This window comes from Ensifer oleiphilus (assembly GCF_013371465.1).
Lineage (GTDB): Bacteria > Pseudomonadota > Alphaproteobacteria > Rhizobiales > Rhizobiaceae > Ensifer > Ensifer oleiphilus.
Genome location: NZ_JABWDU010000004.1, coordinates 1 through 20,367 on the forward strand (window position 1 = coordinate 1; position 20,367 = coordinate 20,367).

The 20,367-nt window shown below is 59.9% G+C and carries 21 protein-coding genes; 10 read left to right on the forward strand and 11 right to left on the reverse strand.

The window, feature by feature from the left end:
- A partial coding sequence (locus HT585_RS17680) for an aldehyde dehydrogenase family protein (RefSeq protein ID WP_176354233.1) occupies positions 1–614 on the reverse strand: 614 nt, incomplete at its 3' end.
- 276 nt (positions 615–890) lie between these two features.
- On the opposite strand from HT585_RS17680, the gene HT585_RS17685 reads away from it, so the two are divergent.
- The gene (locus tag HT585_RS17685; protein WP_176354234.1) at positions 891–1,487 is read left to right on the forward strand and encodes a nitroreductase family protein; all 597 of its coding nucleotides are present in this window, start codon (positions 891–893) and stop codon (positions 1,485–1,487) included.
- Between the two features lie 62 nt (positions 1,488–1,549).
- Here HT585_RS17685 and gyrB read toward each other — a convergent pair whose 3' ends face one another.
- The 5 genes from gyrB to HT585_RS17710 form a co-directional block, all read right to left on the reverse strand.
- Complete coding sequence (gene gyrB, locus HT585_RS17690) at positions 1,550–3,985, reverse strand: DNA topoisomerase (ATP-hydrolyzing) subunit B (protein ID WP_176354235.1); 2,436 nt, start codon at positions 3,983–3,985, stop codon at positions 1,550–1,552.
- Between the two features lie 135 nt (positions 3,986–4,120).
- Complete coding sequence (locus HT585_RS17695) at positions 4,121–4,498, reverse strand: helix-turn-helix domain-containing protein (RefSeq protein ID WP_077504713.1); 378 nt, start codon at positions 4,496–4,498, stop codon at positions 4,121–4,123.
- Entirely contained in the window at positions 4,495–5,061 is a 567-nt protein-coding gene (locus HT585_RS17700; RefSeq protein ID WP_176354236.1) for a Smr/MutS family protein, read from the reverse strand. The genes HT585_RS17695 and HT585_RS17700 overlap by 4 nt, the downstream gene beginning before the upstream one ends.
- Positions 5,054–6,160: a murein transglycosylase A gene (gene mltA / locus HT585_RS17705; protein ID WP_176354237.1), complete on the reverse strand. Its 1,107-nt coding sequence runs from the start codon at positions 6,158–6,160 to the stop codon at positions 5,054–5,056. The genes HT585_RS17700 and mltA overlap by 8 nt, the downstream gene beginning before the upstream one ends.
- A 15-nt stretch (positions 6,161–6,175) precedes the next feature.
- Positions 6,176–6,880, reverse strand: coding sequence for a Tim44/TimA family putative adaptor protein (locus HT585_RS17710; protein WP_176354238.1), 705 nt, complete (start codon positions 6,878–6,880; stop codon positions 6,176–6,178).
- 130 nt (positions 6,881–7,010) lie between these two features.
- On the opposite strand from HT585_RS17710, the gene HT585_RS17715 reads away from it, so the two are divergent.
- Positions 7,011–7,517: an FxsA family protein gene (locus HT585_RS17715; RefSeq protein WP_176354239.1), complete on the forward strand. Its 507-nt coding sequence runs from the start codon at positions 7,011–7,013 to the stop codon at positions 7,515–7,517.
- 80 nt (positions 7,518–7,597) lie between these two features.
- Positions 7,598–8,101 (forward strand): protein-export chaperone SecB, encoded by a 504-nt coding sequence (gene secB / locus HT585_RS17720; RefSeq protein WP_077504718.1) that lies wholly within the window; start codon positions 7,598–7,600, stop codon positions 8,099–8,101.
- Positions 8,102–8,156: 55 nt separating this feature from the next.
- Here the strand turns inward: secB and dnaQ are convergent, their stop codons facing one another.
- Genes dnaQ through HT585_RS17745 form a run of 5 tightly spaced genes read right to left on the reverse strand, consistent with a single transcriptional unit; the run spans position 8,157 to position 11,758 of the window.
- The gene (gene dnaQ, locus HT585_RS17725) at positions 8,157–8,864 is read right to left on the reverse strand and encodes a DNA polymerase III subunit epsilon (protein ID WP_176354240.1); all 708 of its coding nucleotides are present in this window, start codon (positions 8,862–8,864) and stop codon (positions 8,157–8,159) included.
- On the reverse strand, positions 8,857–9,456 hold the full coding sequence (gene coaE / locus HT585_RS17730; protein ID WP_176354241.1) for a dephospho-CoA kinase: 600 nt from the start codon (positions 9,454–9,456) through the stop codon (positions 8,857–8,859). The genes dnaQ and coaE overlap by 8 nt, the downstream gene beginning before the upstream one ends.
- On the reverse strand, positions 9,453–10,313 hold the full coding sequence (locus tag HT585_RS17735) for a shikimate dehydrogenase (RefSeq protein WP_176354242.1): 861 nt from the start codon (positions 10,311–10,313) through the stop codon (positions 9,453–9,455). The genes coaE and HT585_RS17735 overlap by 4 nt, the downstream gene beginning before the upstream one ends.
- Positions 10,306–10,905, reverse strand: a complete 600-nt coding sequence (locus HT585_RS17740; RefSeq protein ID WP_176354520.1) for a Maf-like protein — start codon at positions 10,903–10,905, stop codon at positions 10,306–10,308. The genes HT585_RS17735 and HT585_RS17740 overlap by 8 nt, the downstream gene beginning before the upstream one ends.
- Positions 10,906–10,936: 31 nt before the next feature.
- Positions 10,937–11,758 (reverse strand): pyruvate, phosphate dikinase/phosphoenolpyruvate synthase regulator, encoded by an 822-nt coding sequence (locus tag HT585_RS17745; RefSeq protein WP_176354243.1) that lies wholly within the window; start codon positions 11,756–11,758, stop codon positions 10,937–10,939.
- A gap of 406 nt (positions 11,759–12,164) precedes the next feature.
- Between HT585_RS17745 and hemE the strand changes: the two genes are divergently transcribed.
- From hemE to HT585_RS17780, 7 genes are all read left to right on the forward strand, one after another.
- Positions 12,165–13,196 carry a uroporphyrinogen decarboxylase gene (gene hemE / locus HT585_RS17750; protein ID WP_176354244.1) on the forward strand — a complete coding sequence of 344 codons (1,032 nt, stop codon included), beginning with the start codon at positions 12,165–12,167 and terminating at the stop codon, positions 13,194–13,196.
- A complete protein-coding gene (gene hemJ / locus HT585_RS17755) occupies positions 13,193–13,735 on the forward strand; it encodes a protoporphyrinogen oxidase HemJ (protein ID WP_176354521.1) in 543 nt (180 codons plus the stop codon). The genes hemE and hemJ overlap by 4 nt, the downstream gene beginning before the upstream one ends.
- 189 nt (positions 13,736–13,924) lie before the next feature.
- Entirely contained in the window at positions 13,925–15,190 is a 1,266-nt protein-coding gene (gene rho / locus HT585_RS17760) for a transcription termination factor Rho (RefSeq protein WP_115418875.1), read from the forward strand.
- 400 nt (positions 15,191–15,590) lie between these two features.
- Positions 15,591–16,916 (forward strand): tRNA uridine-5-carboxymethylaminomethyl(34) synthesis GTPase MnmE, encoded by a 1,326-nt coding sequence (gene mnmE / locus HT585_RS17765; protein WP_176354245.1) that lies wholly within the window; start codon positions 15,591–15,593, stop codon positions 16,914–16,916.
- A gap of 95 nt (positions 16,917–17,011) precedes the next feature.
- Positions 17,012–18,895 (forward strand): tRNA uridine-5-carboxymethylaminomethyl(34) synthesis enzyme MnmG, encoded by a 1,884-nt coding sequence (gene mnmG, locus HT585_RS17770; RefSeq protein ID WP_176354246.1) that lies wholly within the window; start codon positions 17,012–17,014, stop codon positions 18,893–18,895.
- On the forward strand, positions 18,892–19,533 hold the full coding sequence (rsmG, locus tag HT585_RS17775) for a 16S rRNA (guanine(527)-N(7))-methyltransferase RsmG (RefSeq protein ID WP_176354247.1): 642 nt from the start codon (positions 18,892–18,894) through the stop codon (positions 19,531–19,533). Before mnmG ends, rsmG begins: the two co-directional genes overlap by 4 nt.
- Positions 19,534–19,548: 15 nt before the next feature.
- The gene (locus HT585_RS17780; RefSeq protein ID WP_173418454.1) at positions 19,549–20,343 is read left to right on the forward strand and encodes a ParA family protein; all 795 of its coding nucleotides are present in this window, start codon (positions 19,549–19,551) and stop codon (positions 20,341–20,343) included.
- Positions 20,344–20,367: the final 24 nt, after the last annotated feature.

A 20,367-nucleotide genomic window follows, 5' to 3' on the forward strand; every position in this document is an offset into this window, starting at 1 on the left:
AGCCCCTTCGGCAGGCCGGCACGTTCGGCAAGAATGGCGATCGCAATGGCCGAGAACGGCGTCTGTGCCGCTGGCTTCAGCACCATGGCGCAGCCGGCGGCAAAGGCCGGACCCGCCTTGCGGGTGATCATCGCATTGGGAAAGTTCCAGGGCGTGATCGCGGCGACGACGCCGATCGGCTGCTTCATTACCATGATGCGCTTGTCCGGCTGGTGGCCGGGGATCAGATCGCCATAGATGCGGCGCCCCTCTTCGGCGAACCACTCGACGAAGCTGGCGCCATAGACGATTTCGCCGGTCGCCTCGGCGAGCGGCTTGCCCTGTTCAAGCGTGAGGATGCGGCCGAGATCGTCCTTGTTCTCGATCATCAACTCGAACCAGCGGCGAAGCACGCCGGCGCGGTCCTTGGCGGTGCGAGCAGCCCAGCCCTTCTGCGCCAGACGCGCCGCTTCGATCGCAGCCTTCGTCTCTTTGCCTCCAAGCTTCGGCACGCGCCCGACAAGTTCGCCCGTCGCCGGGTTGGTTACATCGATCGCATTGGCGGCATCCGCTTCGATCCATTCGCCACCAATCAGGGCAGCCTGGCGAAACAGTGACGGGTCCTTAAAAGTCATCGCACGTCCTCTCTCCGAAAAATCTACAGAACTTATACAACTTTTTTATCAAACTCGACAATCACCCGAAACACCGTTTCTGCATATTCCGTTATCAAGTAGCGGATCGAGCCGGAAAAACGATCAACGGTGCCGGCGCAAAGCCGGTTTCATCGGCGCATGAACCCATGTAGCGTCGGCCGCGAATCTCGCCAACCGCCTCGCTTTGCCGCCCGGTCGTCGTCAATGGCAGCGCTCCTCCCACGGGATTCCCGACACGATAAAAGAGGTATGTTCATGACGGAAAGCAACCATAGAACCGCCGACCACCCGATCGACACCATGTTCCTGAAACGCTGGTCGCCACGTGCGTTGACCCAGGAAGAAATCAGCGAGAAAGACTTGCTCTCACTGCTCGAAGCCGCCCGCTGGGCGCCGTCTGCGAGCAACAACCAGCCCTGGCGATTCGTCTATGCCCGCCGCGGGACGGAGCATTTCGCGCGCCTGCTGGATATCTTGAACGAGAGCAACCAGCGCTGGGCCAAGCATGCCGCCGCGCTGGTGATCGTCATCTCCAAGACCCACACCCAGGCGGCCACAGGCGAAATGCGGGCCGCCTACACCCATGCCTTCGACACCGGCGCCGCATGGTTCAGCCTTGCGCTGCAGACGACCGTTTCCGGCTGGCACGCACACGCGATGGCCGGCATCGATCGTGACAAGGCAATGATCACCCTCGGCGTCCCCGAGCACCATCGGGTCGAAGCCGCGGTGGCCATCGGCCGGCTTGCCGACCCCTCGACGCTGCCGGACGATCTGCGCGAACGGGAGAAGCCGAGCCAGCGCAAACCGCTTGCGGAACTCGCCTTCGAAGGCCGCTTCAAGGCGGAATAGACAAAAAAGACCCCGGTGCCTTGCGGCACCGGGGTCTCAAGATATCGAAGATCGTGTCTCGATCAGATGTCGAGGTTGGCCACGTTCAGTGCGTTTTCCTGGATAAAGTCGCGGCGCGGCTCGACCTCGTCGCCCATCAGACGCGAGAACAGTCCATCGGCGTCGGTCGCATCGTTCACCCGGACCTGCAGCAGCGAGCGCACGTTCGGATCGAGCGTCGTTTCCCAAAGCTGCTCGGCATTCATTTCGCCCAGCCCCTTGTAGCGCTGCATCGAAAGCCCCTTGCGGCCTGCCGCGAAGATCGCATCCAGAAGCGCGCGCGGGCCGCTGATGTCCTGTGCGCCATCTCGGCGGCGAAGCACAGGGGGCGCGGAGTAGATTTCCTTGAGCCTCGACGTCAGCTGATCAATGTGACGGGCATCGGACGAGCCGATCAGAGCCATGTCGAGGACGGCAACTTCCTTGACGCCGCGAACCATACGCTCGAGCTTGAGGCCGCCTTCGGCCGTAACCGCTCCGATCCAGCCGCGTTCGGTCTCTTCGGCGATGACGTCGAGCCTGCGAGCCACTTCGATCGCGACCTGCGCGTATTGTTCACGCTGACCGTTCAGTTCGACGTTCAAGGCGCCGGCAATTGCCGCCTGCTCGACAATGGAGCGATTGTAGCGCGAGTGAAGACCATCCATCAGGTTGCGCACGCGAAGCGCATCGTTGATGACTTCGCGCAGGTCCTGGCCGGCGCGAACTTCACCTGACGCAAGCTGGAGCGTCGCTTCTTCGAGACCCATGGAGATCAGGTAGTCTTCCAGTGCCTGCTCATTCTTCAGGTATTGCGCCGACTTGCCGCGCGTCACCTTATAGAGCGGCGGCTGGGCGATATAGAGATGACCGCGTTCGATCAACTCCGGCATCTGCCGGAAGAAGAAGGTGAGCAGCAGGGTGCGGATATGGGCGCCATCGACGTCAGCGTCCGTCATGATGATGATCTTGTGATAGCGCAGCTTGTCGGCGTTGAACTCGTCCTTGCCGATCGATGTGCCGAGCGCGGTGATCAGCGTGCCGATTTCCTGGCTCGAAAGCATCTTGTCGAAGCGCGCGCGTTCGACGTTGAGGATCTTGCCGCGCAGCGGCAGGATCGCCTGGTTTTCGCGCGAGCGTCCCTGCTTGGCCGAGCCACCTGCCGAATCGCCCTCCACCAGGAAGACTTCGGACTTTGCCGGATCGCGTTCGGAGCAGTCGGCCAGCTTGCCCGGCAGCGAGGAAATGTCGAGTGCGCCCTTGCGACGTGTCAGTTCGCGTGCCTTGCGCGCTGCCTCGCGTGCGGCGGCCGCTTCGACGACCTTGCCGACCAGGATCTTGGCGTCGGAAGGATGTTCCTCCAGCCAGGTGCTCAAGGCTTCGTTGACGAGGCTTTCGACAACAGGACGGACTTCCGAGGAAACCAGCTTGTCCTTGGTCTGCGACGAGAATTTCGGATCCGGTACCTTGACCGAGAGAACGGCGGTCAAGCCTTCGCGGCAGTCATCGCCGGTCAGCGTCACCTTTTCCTTCTTGGTGATGCCGGATGTTTCGCCATAGGAGGTGATCTGCCGGGTCAGCGCGCCACGAAAGCCGGCCATATGCGTGCCGCCGTCGCGCTGCGGAATGTTGTTGGTGAAGCAGAGCACATTCTCGTGATAGCTGTCGTTCCACCACATAGCGACTTCGACGGTGATGCCGTCCTTTTCGCCGCGGATCGAAACCGGCTTCTGCACCAGCGGCTTCTTGGCGCGGTCGAGATAGGCGACGAAGGCCTCGAGGCCGCCGTCGTACATCATCTCGTCCTGGCGCACGTCCGAATGGCGCTTGTCGGTCAAGACGATGCGCACGCCGGAATTGAGGAAGGCGAGTTCGCGCAGGCGGTGTTCAAGCGTGCCGTAGTCGAAGTCCGTCTTGGTAAAGGTTTCCGTGCTCGGCAGGAACGTCACCTCGGTGCCCGTATCGCTGCCGGCGTCGCCGATCACCTTCAGCGGAGCGTCTGCGACACCATGGGTAAAGCTCATCTCGTGGATCTTGCCCGCGCGGCGGATCTTCAGCCGCAGCATGACGGACAGGGCGTTGACCACGGAAACACCGACGCCGTGCAGGCCGCCGGAAACCTTGTAGGAGTTCTGGTCGAACTTACCGCCGGCGTGGAGCTGCGTCATGATGACCTCAGCCGCCGAGACGCCCTCTTCCTTGTGGATGTCGGTCGGGATGCCGCGGCCGTTGTCGGTGACCGTCACCGAGCCATCCGCATTGAGCGTCACCGTGACGATATCGGCGTGTCCCGCCAGCGCCTCGTCGATCGCGTTGTCGACCACCTCATAGACCATGTGGTGCAGACCGGAGCCGTCGTCGGTGTCACCGATATACATGCCCGGCCGCTTGCGCACGGCATCCAGGCCCTTCAACACCTTGATGGAGTCGGCACCATATTCGGCGGCGGCGCCGGTATCGGTTTCAGGAATATCGGTCATTCGGCTTCGGGTCTTTCCAGGTTCTTCGGACGTGGTGATTCGTTGCGAATCACGTCTCGGACGCCTCGCGGACTATAGAAAATTTGTCCACGGTTCCAAATCCCGGACCGCGCGGAGCGGCCGGAAAACAGCTGTTCATCCCCTGTCATTAGCAGGAAATGTGGCTTTTTCCAAAACATCTTCCAGGGCGCGTATCGTGTCGACGGACAAATCGCGGATTTGTCCGCTCAAGCGGTTGGCAAAGGCGGTATATTCGGGCGCCAGTCCCGACGTATCCAGCACCACCTTCGGGGCGGAGACATGGGCGATCTGGAACAGTTCCTCCGCCTCGTCCCAGATGACGTTGAAATAGCCCGCCACCCTTTGCAGGAAATCGAAGCTCGGAGCGCCGCGTTTTCCATGCTCGAGCGCTGAGAGATAGGCGGCCGACACGCCAATCGCCGCGGCCATCTGTTTCTGCGACACGCCCTTCTTGCGCCGCAAATCTCGCACCGCCGCGCCGAAGGGGGTCACGTCGCGCTCCCTTTGCGTGCCAGGCGGACATAAAGAGCGCCATCGCCACCATGGTTGCGCGCAGCCGGCTCGTAGCTCGAGATCAACGAACGGAACTCCGGCAGCGAGAACCAGAGCGGAACGGCGCGTTTCAAGGCGCCATCGCTGCCGATCGACGTTCCCTTGCCGGTGATAACAAGAACATGGCGCAGCCCGCGCTCATGGGCTCTCAGAAGAAAATGCAGGAGGAAGCCATGGGCCTGGCTCTGGATCATGCCATGCAGATCGATCCGCGCTTCGAGCGCCAGATGCCCCTTCGACAGCTTGCGCTTGACCGGTTTCTCCAACGGGTAGTGGTGTCGGCCATTCGGAGTGTTGCTGAGAGCAATTCCCTGCTGTTCTTCGGCAGCGCCAGCGGGGGCTGCGACTTGCGGCTTTGGCAGTTCGTCCTTGGGCGAGACAGGCGCATCCTCACCGAGAAACTCCCGGAGATCGTCGAGGCGGCCGGGCATGGGCCTGGTCGTGCGTGCGACCTTTCCCCACAGTATCCGCTCTTCGGCTGAAAGCTTCTTGCCCCTAGCCATTGCCGTATCTTGCCGCAGCCGCACGGGGAATGAAGATGTAAAAATCGGCGTCGTTGCGAACGGCACCCGCAAGCTCGCCTGCCGCGTCGCCCGATCCGGTGAAGATGTCGCCGCGAGCCGGGCCGACGATCGCCGATCCGGTGTCGAGCGCCAGCATCAGGTGCCTGAACGGCTGCCCGGCATCAAGACGCGTCAGGCTGTCACTGGAGATGAAGAACGGTACTCCGAATGTATGGATCAGCCGATCCACGGCAAGCGAGCGCCCCGGTTCCAGCGAAACCTTGGCGGCAGCGACCGGTCCCAGCCGCTCGTCATGCACATCAGCCTCGCGGAAGAAGATGAAGGAGCGATTGTGCCAAAGCACCTCGTCGACCTGATCCGGATGGGCAGCCAGCCAACCGCGGATGCTCATCATTGAAACGGTGGCGGCATCGATCTCGCCGCGATCGATCAGCAGCTTGCCGATGGGGGAAAAATAATGGCCGGTCTTGGCGGCATAGGTAATGCGCCGGCGCGAACCGTCGGGATAGACGAGCCGGGCCGCTCCCTGAACATGCACGAAAAACACATCGACCTTGGATCTGGCATAGGCGATTTCCAGACCGCGTCCCGCCAGAAAACCCTGCTCGATCGCGGGGCGATCGGGATACTCGCCGACCACTCCATCATGCAGGCGACCGAAGGCGAAATAGGGATCCATGTCCGTGGGCCGGTTGGTATCGTCGATATCGACGAGATCAATCGGACGGCGGTAGATCGGGTATCGGAAGACATCGTCAGGTGTCGCCTGCACCTCGATCTCGGGCTCGTAGAACGCGGTCACGAAACCGGTCTTGCCCGTTTCAGGCCGGATCCTGAAGGCGACGAACTGTTGCTCGAAAAATGCACGCGCCGAAGCAGCATCGGCTACGTTCACGCTCGCAGCCGAAAATGCCGGCATCAAATCATCGACGGAAATGCCAAGCGAACCAGTGCGATACGGCTTTGCCGTGGAGACATGGTGATGACAGCGGCGTAGCGCTTCAATCACCGCAGTCGGATCGTCGTCCTGCCACCCCGGTACATCGGAGAAGGTGACAGGCTCAAGTCGAAGCGTCATGGTCGCCCCTTCCGATCAGTTTTCGGATTCGGTCGCGATCAGCTTCCAGTTCGGGTCCCGCGAGCGAATGTCGCGCGAGAAGGTCCAGAGATCGTTGACTTCGGCCACCGACTCCGCGTCGCCATCGATGATGGCGCCTTGCTTGTCGTAGGTCGCCGAGATCAGCTGGCTGACGATCCGGATCGTGATGTTTTCTTCACTGTCCCTGACTTCGGCGTGGACGATGTCGGCCTTCTCGATGCCGACGAAGGTGGATTTCACCACTTCGCCCTTGCGCTCGCGCTCGGCAATCGCGGCGTCGAAGCCTTCATAGACCTCGCGCGACAGAAGGTTTTTCAGCGTCTTGCGGTCGCCGTCGGCAAAAGCCATGACGATCATCTCGTAGGCCATCTTCGCGCCGTTGACGAACTCTTTCGGGTCGAAGCCATTGTCGGCGTCAGTCAGCGAACGGAGCTGATCGTTGAGCGGCGTTCCCGCCTTGGCGAAGGCGTCGATCGCTGCGTAGCGCGCCGAATCATCCTCGACATTGTCGCGGCGCGGCAGTTGGACGACCTTGCCATTGTCGGCCTTTTCCGGCCCTTGGCTCATGTCCCGCGGAGAATAGGGATCAAACGGTGGCCGCTCGCTGCCGGTCCGGCGACCGAGAACGCTGCGCAACTGCAGGAAAATGACCACTGCGGCGATCAAGAAAAAAAACGTGATGAAGTCGAAAGAGCCCATTTCCACCTGAAACCGCTGTTAGAATTTCTCGTAGCCATTCCATATAGTCCGCAAGGATAGATCATTCAAACTGCGTTGTCGCACCCTTAGATCGGAGGTGACGATGCGAAGACCCTTTCAGGCACCGATAATGCGCTCAATTTTCATTCCCCTGGTCATTCTTGGACTGCCCCTTGCCGAGATTGCCGGCTTCGTCATCGTCGGCCGCGAGATCGGTCTCGCCATGACGCTTTTGCTCGTCCTGTTGAGCGCGATTGCCGGGGTCATTCTGCTTCGCTTTCAGGGCTTTGCCGTGATCAGGCGTGTTCAGGAAGCAACGCGCACCGGCAGCGATCCCGGACGCGAGGTCATCAGCGGCGCCTTGATGTTCGTCGCGGCACTTTTGCTCATGGTGCCGGGCTTCATCAGCGACATCTTCGGTCTACTTCTGTTCGTGCCACCAGTCCGGCAGGCGATCGCCGGCTATCTCCGGTCAAGAATGACTGTCGTGACCGCCGCTTCGAGCCAGTCGTGGCGCGGGCCGAGCCATGCGCCGCAGGAGCGCAGCCAACCACGCGTCATCGACCTTGGCGAGGGCGAGTTCTCAAGGGCCGACGACGACGAAACCAACCCCTCCGAAGAGCGCCGGCAGCAATAGCAAAGGCCTGTGGCGCAGGGTTGTAAGCCCTATGACGAAATGCTAGATGGCCTCACCGAATTGAAGTCGAGGAAACCCTTATGACGACTGATACCGCATCCAACGGCAACGGCAGCGCGCAGCAGAGCCCGTCGCTCAACATCCTCGCCCAGTATGTCAAGGATCTCTCTTTCGAGAACCCGGGCGCACCGCGTTCGCTGCAGGCCCGCGACAACGCACCGTCGATCAACATCAACGTCAACGTCAACGCCAACCCGCTTGCCGAGAACGATTTCGACGTCGTGCTTTCGCTGAACGCGGAAGCCAAGGATGGCGAGCGCGTCCTGTTCAACGTCGAGCTTTCCTACGGCGGCGTTTTCCGTGTTGCCGGCTTCCCGCAGGAACACATGCTGCCGCTGCTCTTCATCGAGTGCCCGCGTCTGCTGTTCCCGTTCGCGCGCCAGATCGTTGCCGACGCGACCCGCAACGGCGGCTTCCCGCCGCTGATGATCGACCCGATCGATTTCGCTCAGATGTTCGCCCAGCGCATGGCCGAAGAAAAGGTCCGCTCGCAGGTGGCAAACGCCAATGAGACCGCCAACTGATCTCTCTTCAGTCTGGATCGTCATCAGGAAAAAGCCCGGAAAAACCGGGCTTTTTTCATTTCGGCGGGTCGTATTTGGCCCAGATCGCCTTGGCCCCCATCTTGGCGACCAGCGCGGCATGCGCCGCTTCATCGGCCTGCGACAGACGGTTGGGCAATGGCCGCGGGCGTTGCGCGATGGCGATCGGCGCATCGTCGTGCTCGACGGTTTGTCCCACCACCTTGTTGCTCGACACCAGGCCGAGGGCCGCCTGGCGACCGCCGAGCATCTCGATATAAACTTCCGCAAGAAGCTCTGAGTCGAGAAGCGCGCCGTGCTTGGCGCGATGGGAATTGTCGATACCGTAACGCCGGCAGAGCGCATCGAGCGAGTTCGGGCCCATCGGGTTTTTGCGCCGGGCAAGTGCCAGCGTATCCGTCACCCGGTCGCCGGCAATGGCGGGAAGCCCGATGCGGCCGAATTCGGCATTGATGAAGCCCATGTCGAAGGTCGCATTGTGCGCCACCCAGCGGGCATCACCAAAGAAGTCGATGATCTGCTGGGCCACATCGGCAAAAGGCGGCTTGTCCTTCAGGAACTCGTCCGTGATGCCGTGAATGGCAAGCGCATCCGGATGAACCTTGCGATTGCCGGGATTGATGAAGATGTGCAGCGTGCGGCCGGTCGGAAACTGGTTTTCCAGCTCGACGCCCCCGATTTCGATCACCCTGTCCTCGCGGTTGTCGAGGCCGGTCGTTTCCGTATCGAAGATGATCTCACGCATCGAGCGCTCCATTTTTGGTGAGATCGTCGACGACTGCCCTCACCTGTTGGCGTGTGTTGTCGAAGCTGTGGCTGGTATCGACGATGTAATCGGCGCGTTCGCGCTTCTGGCTGTCCGGCACCTGACGCGCCAGGATCATGGCAAATTTCTCTTCGGTCATCCCTGGACGTTTCATCGCCCGCTCTCTTTGAAGGTCGGGTGCGCAGCTGACCACGACCACCCGATCGACACGCGCCTCGGCCCCCGTCTCAAACAACAGGGGAATATCGAGCACGACAAAGGGGACATTGGCCGCGGCATTCCTGTCAAGGAACTCGCGTTCCTTCTGACGAACAAGTGGGTGCACGATGCTTTCGAGCTCGCGCAGCCTTTCCGGTGTTGCCAGGAGCTGACGTGACAGCTCGGCCCTATCGATCGCCCCATCCTTCACTGTTCCCGGAAAAGCTGCCTCGACAGGAGCAACGGCCTCATCACGATAGAGCGCATGCACCACTTCATCGGCGTCGTTGACCGGCACCCCGAACTCGCGAAACATCTGCGCCGTCGTCGACTTGCCCATGGCGATCGATCCGGTCAGGCCGACGATCATCATGCGTGCGACCCCATGTCATCGATGACGAGTTGGCGAAGGTTGGCGTCGACGACAGGCCGGCGGCCGAACCAGAGTTCGAAGCCGGGCACTGCCTGGTGCAGCAACATGCCAAGCCCATCGACGATGGCAAAGCCCTGTTGCTCGGCCTGGCGAAGCAAAGGCGTCTTCAACGGCACATAGACGATATCGGTGACCACGGCATCGCTCGCCATGACGGTGAAATCGATCTGCGGCGCTTCCTGTCCGTCCATGCCGAGCGATGTTGTGTTGATGAAGAGGCCGGCGCCCCTCATCACTTCGCCCAATGCCTCCATTGGATGGGCGTGCACGGTCGATCCAAAACGGTCGGACAGCTCTTTCGCCCTTGCCACCGTACGGTTGACGACATGGATCGTCTTGACGCCCCGGTCGCGCACGGCCTGGATGACGGCGCGGCTGGCGCCGCCGGCGCCGAGCACCACCGCGGTCGAACAGTGGTCCCAACGATCAGCGCGCTCGTCGAGATTGGCGACGAACCCGCGGCCATCGGTATTGGTCGCGTGAACTTGGCCGGCTTCGATCCACAGCGTGTTGGCAGCGCCGAGTTCCAGACAGAGATCATCGGGGCGGTCAGCCAGGCGATGGGCAACTTCCTTGTGCGGAATGGTGACGTTGCCGCCGCAAAAGCCTGACGTGCCTTGTTTCAACTCCGCGATGAAGGCGGAAAAATCTTCCGGCTTCACTTCATGTGCGCGATAGCTGCCCTCGATCCCGAGCTGTTTCAGCCAATAACCATGGATCAGCGGCGACCTCGAATGCTTGACCGGGTAACCGGTGACGAAGGCGTGGTTAACAAATGTTTCACGTGAATCACGCATCGATCGTTCCCAATTCCCGGAGTTTTGCGAGCAGCGGCAGCATCGGAAGACCGAGGATGGTGAAGTAGTCGCCGTCGATCTTTTCGAACAACTGGATGCCCTCGCCCTCCAATTGATAGGCGCCGACGCTGGACAAGGCCTTGATGCCGACACGCTGCAGATGGCGATCGACGAATTCCGGCGTCAGCGCGCGCACAGACATCTGTGCTGACGAGACGTGGCGCCAGAGAACCGCGTCGTCGCGGATGAGGACGACCGCACTGTTCAGGCGATGGGTCTTGCCCGAAAGCGACAGGAGATGTTGTCCGGCTTCCGCCATGTCCTTCGGCTTGTGGTAGACCCTTTGGCCCAGAGACATGGTCTGGTCGGAGCCGATCACCAATGCTCCGGGGAAATGCCCGGCGACATCTCTCGCCTTGGCTTCGGCGAGACGCATCGCCACCTCTTCAGGTGCAGAACCCGCTTCCTCGAGTGGCTTTTCAAGCGCGCGCTCGTCAATCTCGGCAGCGCGTGCGGCAAAAACCAACCCTGCATTTTCCAGAAGCGCGCGACGGAACGGGCTTGCCGAAGCCAGGACGAGTGAAGGTGTCATCATCGAAGTTCCCGAATTGTTCGGATTCGCTCTATCGCAGCCGCGGACGCAGGGCAACAATGGCAGCGGCGGTTTCCTCGATCGAGCGTCGGGTCACGTCGATCAGCGGCCAGTTGTTGCGCGCGCAGAGCGCGCGAGCATATTTCAGCTCTTCGGCGATGGCGGCCCGATCCGTATATTGATCGCCGTGAAAGCCCTGCGTGGTGCCCAGCACCCGATGTTGACGAACCTGCGAAATGCGATCGGCGGTCGCGATCAGGCCGACGACCAAAGGCTTGGTGGCCGCCAACAGTCGATCGGGAAGCGGCACGCCCGGAACGATCGGAATGTTGGCCGTCTTGATGCCGCGGTTGGCCAGATAGATCGATGTCGGTGTCTTCGAGGTGCGGCTGATGCCGATCAGGACCACATCGGCGTCATCGAAGTCGGCCGGCAGCTGACCGTCGTCATGATCCATGGTGAAATTCAAAGCGTCGATCCGCGCGAAGTAATCGGCGTCCATCACATGCTGCGCGCCGGAACGGCGCCGCGACGGCGAGCCGAGATAGGACTGGAACAGTTCGATGATCGGATCGAGCACCGACACGCACGGCACGCCCATCTCACGGCAGCGCTGGTCAATGATGCCGGCCAGCTCGCGATCGACGATCGTGTAGAGCACAATGCCGGGGGCTCCATCGATGGCGTCGAGAACCTGCAGCAGCTGTCGGCGATTTCTGATCAGCGGATAGACGTGTTCGAGCGCATGCGACGCCTGGAATTGCGCGGCGGCCGCGCGCCCCGCGGCGATCAACGTCTCCCCTGTCGAATCGGAGATCAGATGCAGGTGGAAGTAGTTTTTCTTGTTCTCCACGCTATTCTCCGGGTGCTGTTGATAAACCGGGATAAGAACCGCCGATGACGCGCCGTCGGCTCCGGCGACGGGAAAACCTCTGACTTATTCACAATTGGTCCAGCGCGGAAGAAAGCTTCGCGGAGCTTGTGGACAAGACTCATGGCGATGACAAAGTGTCACGTGTTTCCGTTCGTTGTCCACAGGTATGCGCACTTTTTCGAACGCAGCAATCGCCTGATTCCCATCGGCTTTTTGTACTTATCCACGAGATGCGGGCGGCTGTGCGGTACTGGCTCCCGCCCGGCTCTCTCCGATCGGGTCGCCGTGGATGACGTGTGGTCATCTTTTAATCCTTGATACCCACCGACTCTAAGAAATAGAAAGAGTCTAAATACCTTTGTTTATATATTGGGAGAGACCATCCGTGGCCGAGACACGAAGGAAAGTTCTGGAGGTTTTGGACGGGAAGACAGTCAGTCCCCCTCCCATCTGGCTCATGCGCCAGGCCGGTCGCTACCTTCCGGAATATCGGGCAACGCGCGCGGTTGCGGGAAGCTTCCTCGATCTCTGTTATACGCCGGATCTGGCCGTCGAAGTGACGCTGCAGCCGATCCGACGTTATGCTTTTGATGCAGCCATTCTCTTTTCCGATATCCTCGTGATCCCAGATGCCCTGAAGCGGAATGTTCGCTTTGAAGAGGGTCACGGACCGAAGATGGATCCGATCGATGTCGACGGCATCAGGGCTCTGAAGGCTGACGGTATCTCCAATTATCTGAAACCGGTGTTCGAAACGGTGTCCCGTTTGCGCGCCGAACTCCCGCGGGAAACGACGCTGCTCGGTTTCTGCGGTGCCCCCTGGACGGTCGCGACATACATGATCGCCGGTCATGGAACGCCCGACCAGGCCCCTGCCCGGCTGTTCGCCTATCGGAACCCGGAAGCCTTCCAACGGCTTTTGACGTTCCTCGCCGAGGTGTCCGCCGACTATCTGGTCGAACAGATCGATGCCGGCGCCGACGCGGTGCAGATTTTCGATTCCTGGGCCGGGGTTCTCGGCGAGGAGGAATTCGAGCGTTTTGCGGTCAAGCCCGTCGCCCGAATGATTGCGTCGGTGAGAGCACGACGTCCACAGGCGAAGATAATCGCCTTTGCCAAGGGCGCAGGGCTTCTCCTGAAGCAGTATCGCCAGAAAACGGGTGCCGACGCCATCGGCCTCGATTGGACCGTCCCCTTGTCCTTCGCTGTCGATTTGCAGAAGGACGGACCGGTGCAGGGCAATCTCGATCCGATGCGGGTCGTTTCCGGCGGCGCTGCGCTGGATCAGGGGATCGATCGTATTCTCGATGCGCTCGGCAATGGGCCGCTGATTTTCAACCTTGGACACGGGATTACGCCGCAGGCTGATCCGGAAAACGTCTCGGCCCTTGTGTCGCGGGTTCGCGGGGAACCCTGATGAGCGAACGCCAGACGGATAGCGCTCCCGGAAACAGGGCGCGGCTGAGGGCGATGATCGCGCTTGGCGGTTTTACCGCGCTGCTCGTCGGGCTTTTCGTCTGGCAGCCGGAGAGCCTCTACCTCTGGATCAAGGCGCTGCACGTGATTGCGGTGATGTCGTGGATGGCAGCGCTGCTCTACATGCCGCGGCTGTTCATCTACCACACTGACGCAGCGCCTGGATCGGAACAGTCCGAGACGTTCAAGATGATGGAACAGCGTCTGCTGAAGGTCATCATGAACCCAGCGATGATGATTTCCTGGGTGCTCGGGCTCTACCTCGCCTGGAGCGTCTATGGTTTTCAGGGCGGCTGGCTTCACGCCAAACTCCTGTTCGTGGTGATGCTGACCGTGGTCCATGTGGGCTTCAGCCGGGCGGTGCGGACCTTCCAGAGGGATGAGAATCGTCGCACTGCACGGTATTGGCGCTTGATGAACGAGGCCCCGACGCTGCTGATGATCCTGATCGTCATCATGGTCGTGGTGAAGCCGTTTTGAATTTTATCGATTGCTAATTGTAAGAGTTGTCGCTAATTTTCGACAACCCCTTGCGGCGTTTCACGTGAATCGCTATTTTCTGCCATCTCCTCTTCATGGCTTGTGACAAAGACCAGAGCCTGCCCCCTGCCGCAGCTCCCTTCAGAAAACACGCCGTCTTCCCATTCCCGTACGAAACATGGATCCTTCATGGCTGAAATGAAGCTACAAGAACTTAAGAACAAGACGCCGACCGATCTTCTGGCATTTGCCGAAGAGCTCGAGGTGGAAAACGCCAGCACCATGCGCAAGCAGGAGCTGATGTTCGCCATCCTCAAGATGCTCGCGGCTCAGGATATCGAGATCATCGGTGAAGGCGTCGTCGAGGTTCTGCAGGACGGTTTCGGCTTTCTGCGTTCTGCCAATGCCAACTACCTGCCCGGTCCTGATGATATCTACATCTCGCCTTCGCAGATCCGCCGCTTCTCGCTGAAGACCGGCGACACGGTCGAGGGACCGATCCGCGGACCGAAGGAAGGCGAACGCTACTTCGCACTGCTCAAGGTCAACACGATCAATTTCGACGATCCGGAAAAGATCCGTCACAAGGTTCACTTCGACAACCTGACGCCGCTCTATCCGAACGAGCGTTTCAAGATGGAACTCGAGATCCCGACGTCGAAGGATCTGTCTGCCCGGGTCATCGACCTGGTCGCCCCGCTCGGAAAGGGCCAGCGCGGTCTGATCGTCGCTCCTCCGCGCACCGGTAAGACGGTTCTCCTGCAGAACATCGCCCACTCGATCACCGCCAATCACCCTGAATGTTATCTGATCGTTCTCTTGATCGACGAGCGCCCGGAAGAAGTGACCGACATGCAGCGCTCGGTTAAGGGCGAAGTTGTCTCCTCCACCTTCGACGAGCCGGCGACGCGCCACGTTCAGGTTGCCGAAATGGTGATCGAGAAGGCGAAGCGCCTGGTCGAGCACGGCCGTGACGTCGTCATCCTGCTCGATAGCATCACCCGCCTCGGCCGCGCCTACAACACCGTCGTTCCGTCATCGGGCAAGGTCCTGACGGGTGGTGTCGACGCCAACGCCCTGCAGCGTCCGAAGCGCTTCTTCGGTGCCGCCCGTAACATCGAGGAAGGCGGATCGCTGACGATCATCGCGACCGCGCTGATCGACACCGGCAGCCGCATGGACGAAGTCATCTTCGAAGAGTTCAAGGGCACCGGCAACTCGGAAATCGTGCTCGACCGGAAGGTCGCTGACAAGCGCATCTTCCCGGCCATGGACATTCTCAAGTCCGGGACGCGTAAGGAAGACCTGCTGGTTCCGCGCCAGGATCTGCAGAAGATCTTCGTTCTTCGCCGGATTCTGGCTCCGATGGGAACGACCGACGCTATCGAGTTCCTCATCGACAAGCTGAAGCAGACGAAAAACAACGGCGACTTCTTCGACTCGATGAACACCTGATACGGTCAGGCTACCTCATGACAATCAAGACCGGGCAATCAGCTTGCCCGGTTTTTTCGTTTCTACCGACTATTTCATTAGCCGGATTCGCTCGACGACGGCCGGTCAGAACGCGATTTTTGATTCGCCATCGCAACGATTTTGAGCGGCTCGTCTCGAGGCCATCTGGCTGTGTTTGGTGATTCACGTGAAACACAATCGCCGAGCGGCCTCAGACTTGATCTTTCCATGACTATTCGGCATAAGCTCGCAACCGCTCTTAACCTCTGCGCTTTCGGGGAACGCGACTGTCGCGTCTCATCCCGCTACCGACAAAGAGGGTCAGAAGAACACGCCTGAACCATTTCCGGGGCCGGGCGTGCACAGAGCGATCAGTCTCATTTGGGCCCAGGTGAAAACAATGCCATCCGTGGATACGATCTATGCGCTTTCCAGTGGGGCGTTGCCGGCAGGCGTGGCGGTCATCCGCATCAGTGGAACACGGACGATAGAAGTCGTCGAGTCCTTGTGTGGCGCAGTTCCGGCGCCGCGCGTTGCGTCATTGAAACCGATTCGGGCCCGCAACGGTTTGACGATCGACAGCGGCCTGGTCATCTACTTCAGCGGCCCTGCCTCCTTTACCGGCGAAGATTGCGCCGAACTGCAGGTCCATGGCAGCCGTGCCGTCGTCCAAATGCTGTTGCACGAATTGTCCGGCTTCCATGGCTTGCGTCACGCGGAGGCTGGAGAGTTTTCACGGCGTGCCTTCCAGAACGGGAAGATGGATCTCGTCGAAATCGAGGGCTTGTCGGACCTCATCGTTGCCGAGACGGAAATGCAGCGTCGTTTGGCGCTGGAGCATTCCGAGGGTGGCCAGTCGAAGGTCTATGACGGTTGGGCGAAGCGCTTGATCCACGCGCGGGCGATGATCGAAGCGGAGCTCGATTTCGCTGACGAGGAAGATGTCCCGGGCTCGGTCAGTGAACGGATCTGGAACGACATGGAACTGCTGCGCGATGAGATCGACGCCCATATCGCCCAGGCGCCTATCGGCGAGATTATTCGCGACGGCCTGAAGATCGTTATTGCCGGCGAACCCAATGCGGGCAAATCCAGTTTGCTCAATGCACTGGCAAAACGGGATATCGCCATCGTCACCGAAATTGCCGGGACCACGCGCGACGTGCTTTCGGTCGATCTTTCCTTAGCCGGATTCTCTGTCAAGTTGTTCGACACTGCCGGCCTGCGCGAGACTGACGAGACGGTTGAGCGCGAGGGCATTCGCCGTGCCCGCGACGTGATCTCGCGGGCCGACCTCGTTCTTCTCCTGTCGGAAACGAAGATGGGCTTTGATACTCTGCAGGAACTCAATCTGGCCGAGATTCCAGTATTGAAGGTTGCAACGAAGTCTGACAGGGAAGACATCGATAGCGATGTCGGCGCCGATGTCGCGATTTCGACCAGGACTGGCGCGGGAATGGACCATCTCTTGCATGCTATTGCCAGTTATCTCCCTGATTTATCTGGTGTAACGGCGCTTTCCATCCCCTCACGGCGCAGGCATGTGGATGCCCTGCGCCAAGCCAGTATCGCGCTATCGGACAGCCTGACACTCGACCAGCACGGACTGGACATACGTGCGGAGCTGCTCCGCGTCGCCGGGGATGCGATCGGCCGCATCACTGGCCGAGTGGATGTTGAAAACCTGTTGGATGTGATATTTTCCGAATTCTGTATCGGTAAATGACGCCTGACTAAAACAATGCAACGCTAGCGAGTCATGCGACGTGTTTCACGTGAAACGATTCGAAGCCGGAATGCGTTTGATCGGAGAGTGCAACAATGGTCCATTTTGACGTCATCGTCATTGGTGGTGGTCACGCCGGCTGCGAGGCTGCAGCCGCTTCCGCGCGTCTTGGAGCACGAACCGCTCTGATCACACACAAGGCATCGACGATCGGCGTGATGTCCTGCAATCCCGCGATCGGTGGACTTGGCAAGGGGCATCTCGTGCGTGAGATCGATGCGCTTGACGGTCTCATGGGGCGGATGGCAGATGCTGCCGGTATCCAGTTTCGCCTGCTCAATCGACGCAAGGGTCCTGCCGTTCGCGGCCCTCGCACCCAGGCCGACCGCAAACTCTATCGCGAAGCCATGCAGCGCGAGATTGCGGTTACGGAAAACCTGAGCGTGATCGAGGGTGACGCCTTCGATCTCATAGAGCAGAACGGACAGATTGCCGGCGTCGTCATGAAGGACGGTCGGTCCTTCAGCGCCACCGGCGTGGTGCTGACAACAGGCACCTTTCTGAAAGGGCTGATCCATATTGGCGATCAAAAGATACCGGCTGGCCGTGTCGGTGAAGAGCCATCCCTTGGTCTCTCCGCCACCCTAGCGCGCTTTGGTCTTCGCTTGGGACGACTGAAGACCGGGACCCCGGCGCGCTTGGACGGCAAGACAATCGATTGGGATCGTGTCGGCCGGCAGGGTCCGGATGAGGATCCGGTGCCCTTCTCCTTCATGACCGATCGGATCACCAACCGGCAGATCGATTGTGGCGTCACGCGCACGACAGACGCGACACACAAGATTATCGCCGATAACATCGGCAAGTCGGCGATGTATTCCGGGCAGATTGAAGGGGTCGGTCCGCGCTATTGTCCTTCGATCGAAGACAAGATCGTTCGCTTCGGCGAACGAGACGGCCATCAGATCTTCCTTGAGCCGGAAGGCCTGGATGACGACACGGTCTACCCAAATGGTATTTCAACGTCTTTGCCGGCGGATGTCCAGGATGCGTTCATCCGGACAATCCCTGGTCTCGAGGATGTGTCGATCCTGCAACCGGGTTACGCGATCGAATATGACCATGTCGATCCACGTGAACTGGATGCGACACTGGCGGTGCGCAAGATGCCGGGTCTGTTCCTCGCAGGCCAGATCAATGGCACCACCGGCTATGAGGAGGCTGGCGCTCAAGGTCTGGTCGCTGGCCTGAATGCCGCAAAAGCCGCGATGGGACGCGAGGCGGTCTTATTCAGTCGTACCGATTCCTACATCGGTGTGATGGTCGACGACCTGACCTCGCGAGGCATCACCGAGCCCTATCGGATGTTTACGTCGCGAGCCGAATACCGCTTGTCACTGCGGGCCGACAATGCGGACATGCGCCTGACGCCCAAGGCGATCGAGATCGGTTGTGTCTCTGAAGCGCGACGGGAACGCTTTGAAGAATGGAAAACACAGTTTGACAGCGGACGAGCGTTGCTCAAGCAATTGTCCGTCACGCCCGCCGAAGGAAACCGCCACGGGCTCAAGCTGAACCAGGATGGCCAGCGGCGAACCGCGTTTGAGATCCTGTCCTACCCGGACCAGACAATCGATGCGCTCATGCCGCTGTGGCCCGAGCTGAAGGACATTCCGCGTGCGGTGGTCGAACCACTCGAAATCGATGCAGCCTACGCCGTCTACATGGATCGCCAGACATCGGACATTGCTGGGATCCGTCGCGAGGAGACGATGGTCATTCCTGCGGATTTTGACTTTGCATCCCTCGCTGGCCTGTCGAATGAACTGAAGCAGAAGCTGACGTTGCACGCGCCACGAAACCTGGCACAAGCGCTCAAGGTCGACGGAATGACCCCCGCCGCGGCCTCGTTGATCTTGGCTTGGTTGAAACGAATGAACCGCTCAGCGGGACGAGACGAGAAGGTAAGTGCGCAATGAAAACGAGTCCTTTCGTTGGCTTGAACGGACTGCGTGTTTCACGTGAAACGCATGAACGTCTTGAGCACTTCGCTATGCTGTTCCAGAAGTGGGCGAAGTCGATCAATCTCATTGCCCCCTCGACCCTCGATGACCTATGGCGTCGCCACATCGTCGATAGCCTTCAGCTGGTGCAGCTGTCGCCGGGTCCGAAGACCTGGGTCGACCTTGGCAGCGGTGGCGGATTTCCTGGTGTCATTACGGCCATCTATCTTTCCGATTTTTCCGACGGCTGGGTGCATCTGATCGAGAGCAACAACAAGAAGGCTGCATTCTTGCGTGTCGCGCTGATGGAAACCGGTGCGCGCGGGTCCGTTCATCCGATTCGAATCGAAGACGCGAGTTCCGTTGCGCCGAAATGTGATGCGATTTCGGCGCGTGCGCTGGCTGACCTCAGCCTGTTGCTTGACTATTCGTCGCCCTGGATGATGGCCGAAGGCGGCAAAACAGTCGCTTACTTCCATAAAGGGCGGGATTACCAGCGCGAGATCGACAAAGCCGTTGGCCGCTACGACTTTGATCTGGTAAAACACCCAAGCATTGTCGAGCCAGATTCTGTCGTGCTCGAGATCGCAAATCTTTCGCGAAGAACTCAGTGATTGGCGAGCGGAAACATGTTTGGCGCAAAAAACCGGATCATCACGATAGCAAACCAGAAGGGTGGTGTCGGCAAAACGACGACCGCGATCAATCTGGCAACCGCTCTGGCGGCCATTGGCGAGAAGGTTCTGATCGTTGACCTGGACCCGCAGGGCAATGCGAGCACGGGTCTCGGCATTCAGCGCCGCGACCGCCATCTTTCGTCCTATGAGCTGATGGTCGGATCGCATTCGATCGCCGAGATCGTTCAGCAGACAGCCGTGCCGAACCTAGCTATCGTTCCGTCGACGATGGACTTGCTCGGCGTCGAGATGGAGATCTCAAAGGAAGCCGATCGCGCCTTTCGTTTGCGCAAGGCCTTGGCCAGCCCGGAGGCGCTGGAATACTCCTACGTTCTCGTCGACTGCCCGCCGTCGTTCAACCTCCTGACGATGAACGCCATGGCGGCCGCGCATTCGGTGCTGGTGCCGCTGCAGTGTGAGTTCTTCGCACTGGAAGGCCTTAGCCAACTGCTGGAGACGGTCGATCAGGTGCGCAGAACCGTCAATCCCAGCCTCGATATCCAGGGCATCGTCCTGACGATGTTCGATTCGCGTAACAATCTGGCGCAGCAGGTGGTGAGCGATGTTCGCACCCACCTTGGGGATAAGGTCTACCACACGCTCATTCCGCGCAATGTTCGTGTCTCCGAGGCGCCATCTTATGGTAAGCCGGCCATCCTTTACGATCTGAAATGCGCCGGTAGCCAGGCTTATCTTCAGTTGGCATCGGAAGTGATCCAGCGCGAGCGGCAGCGCAAGGCTGCATAATTGTTTCGGTACCGGAATTAAAAT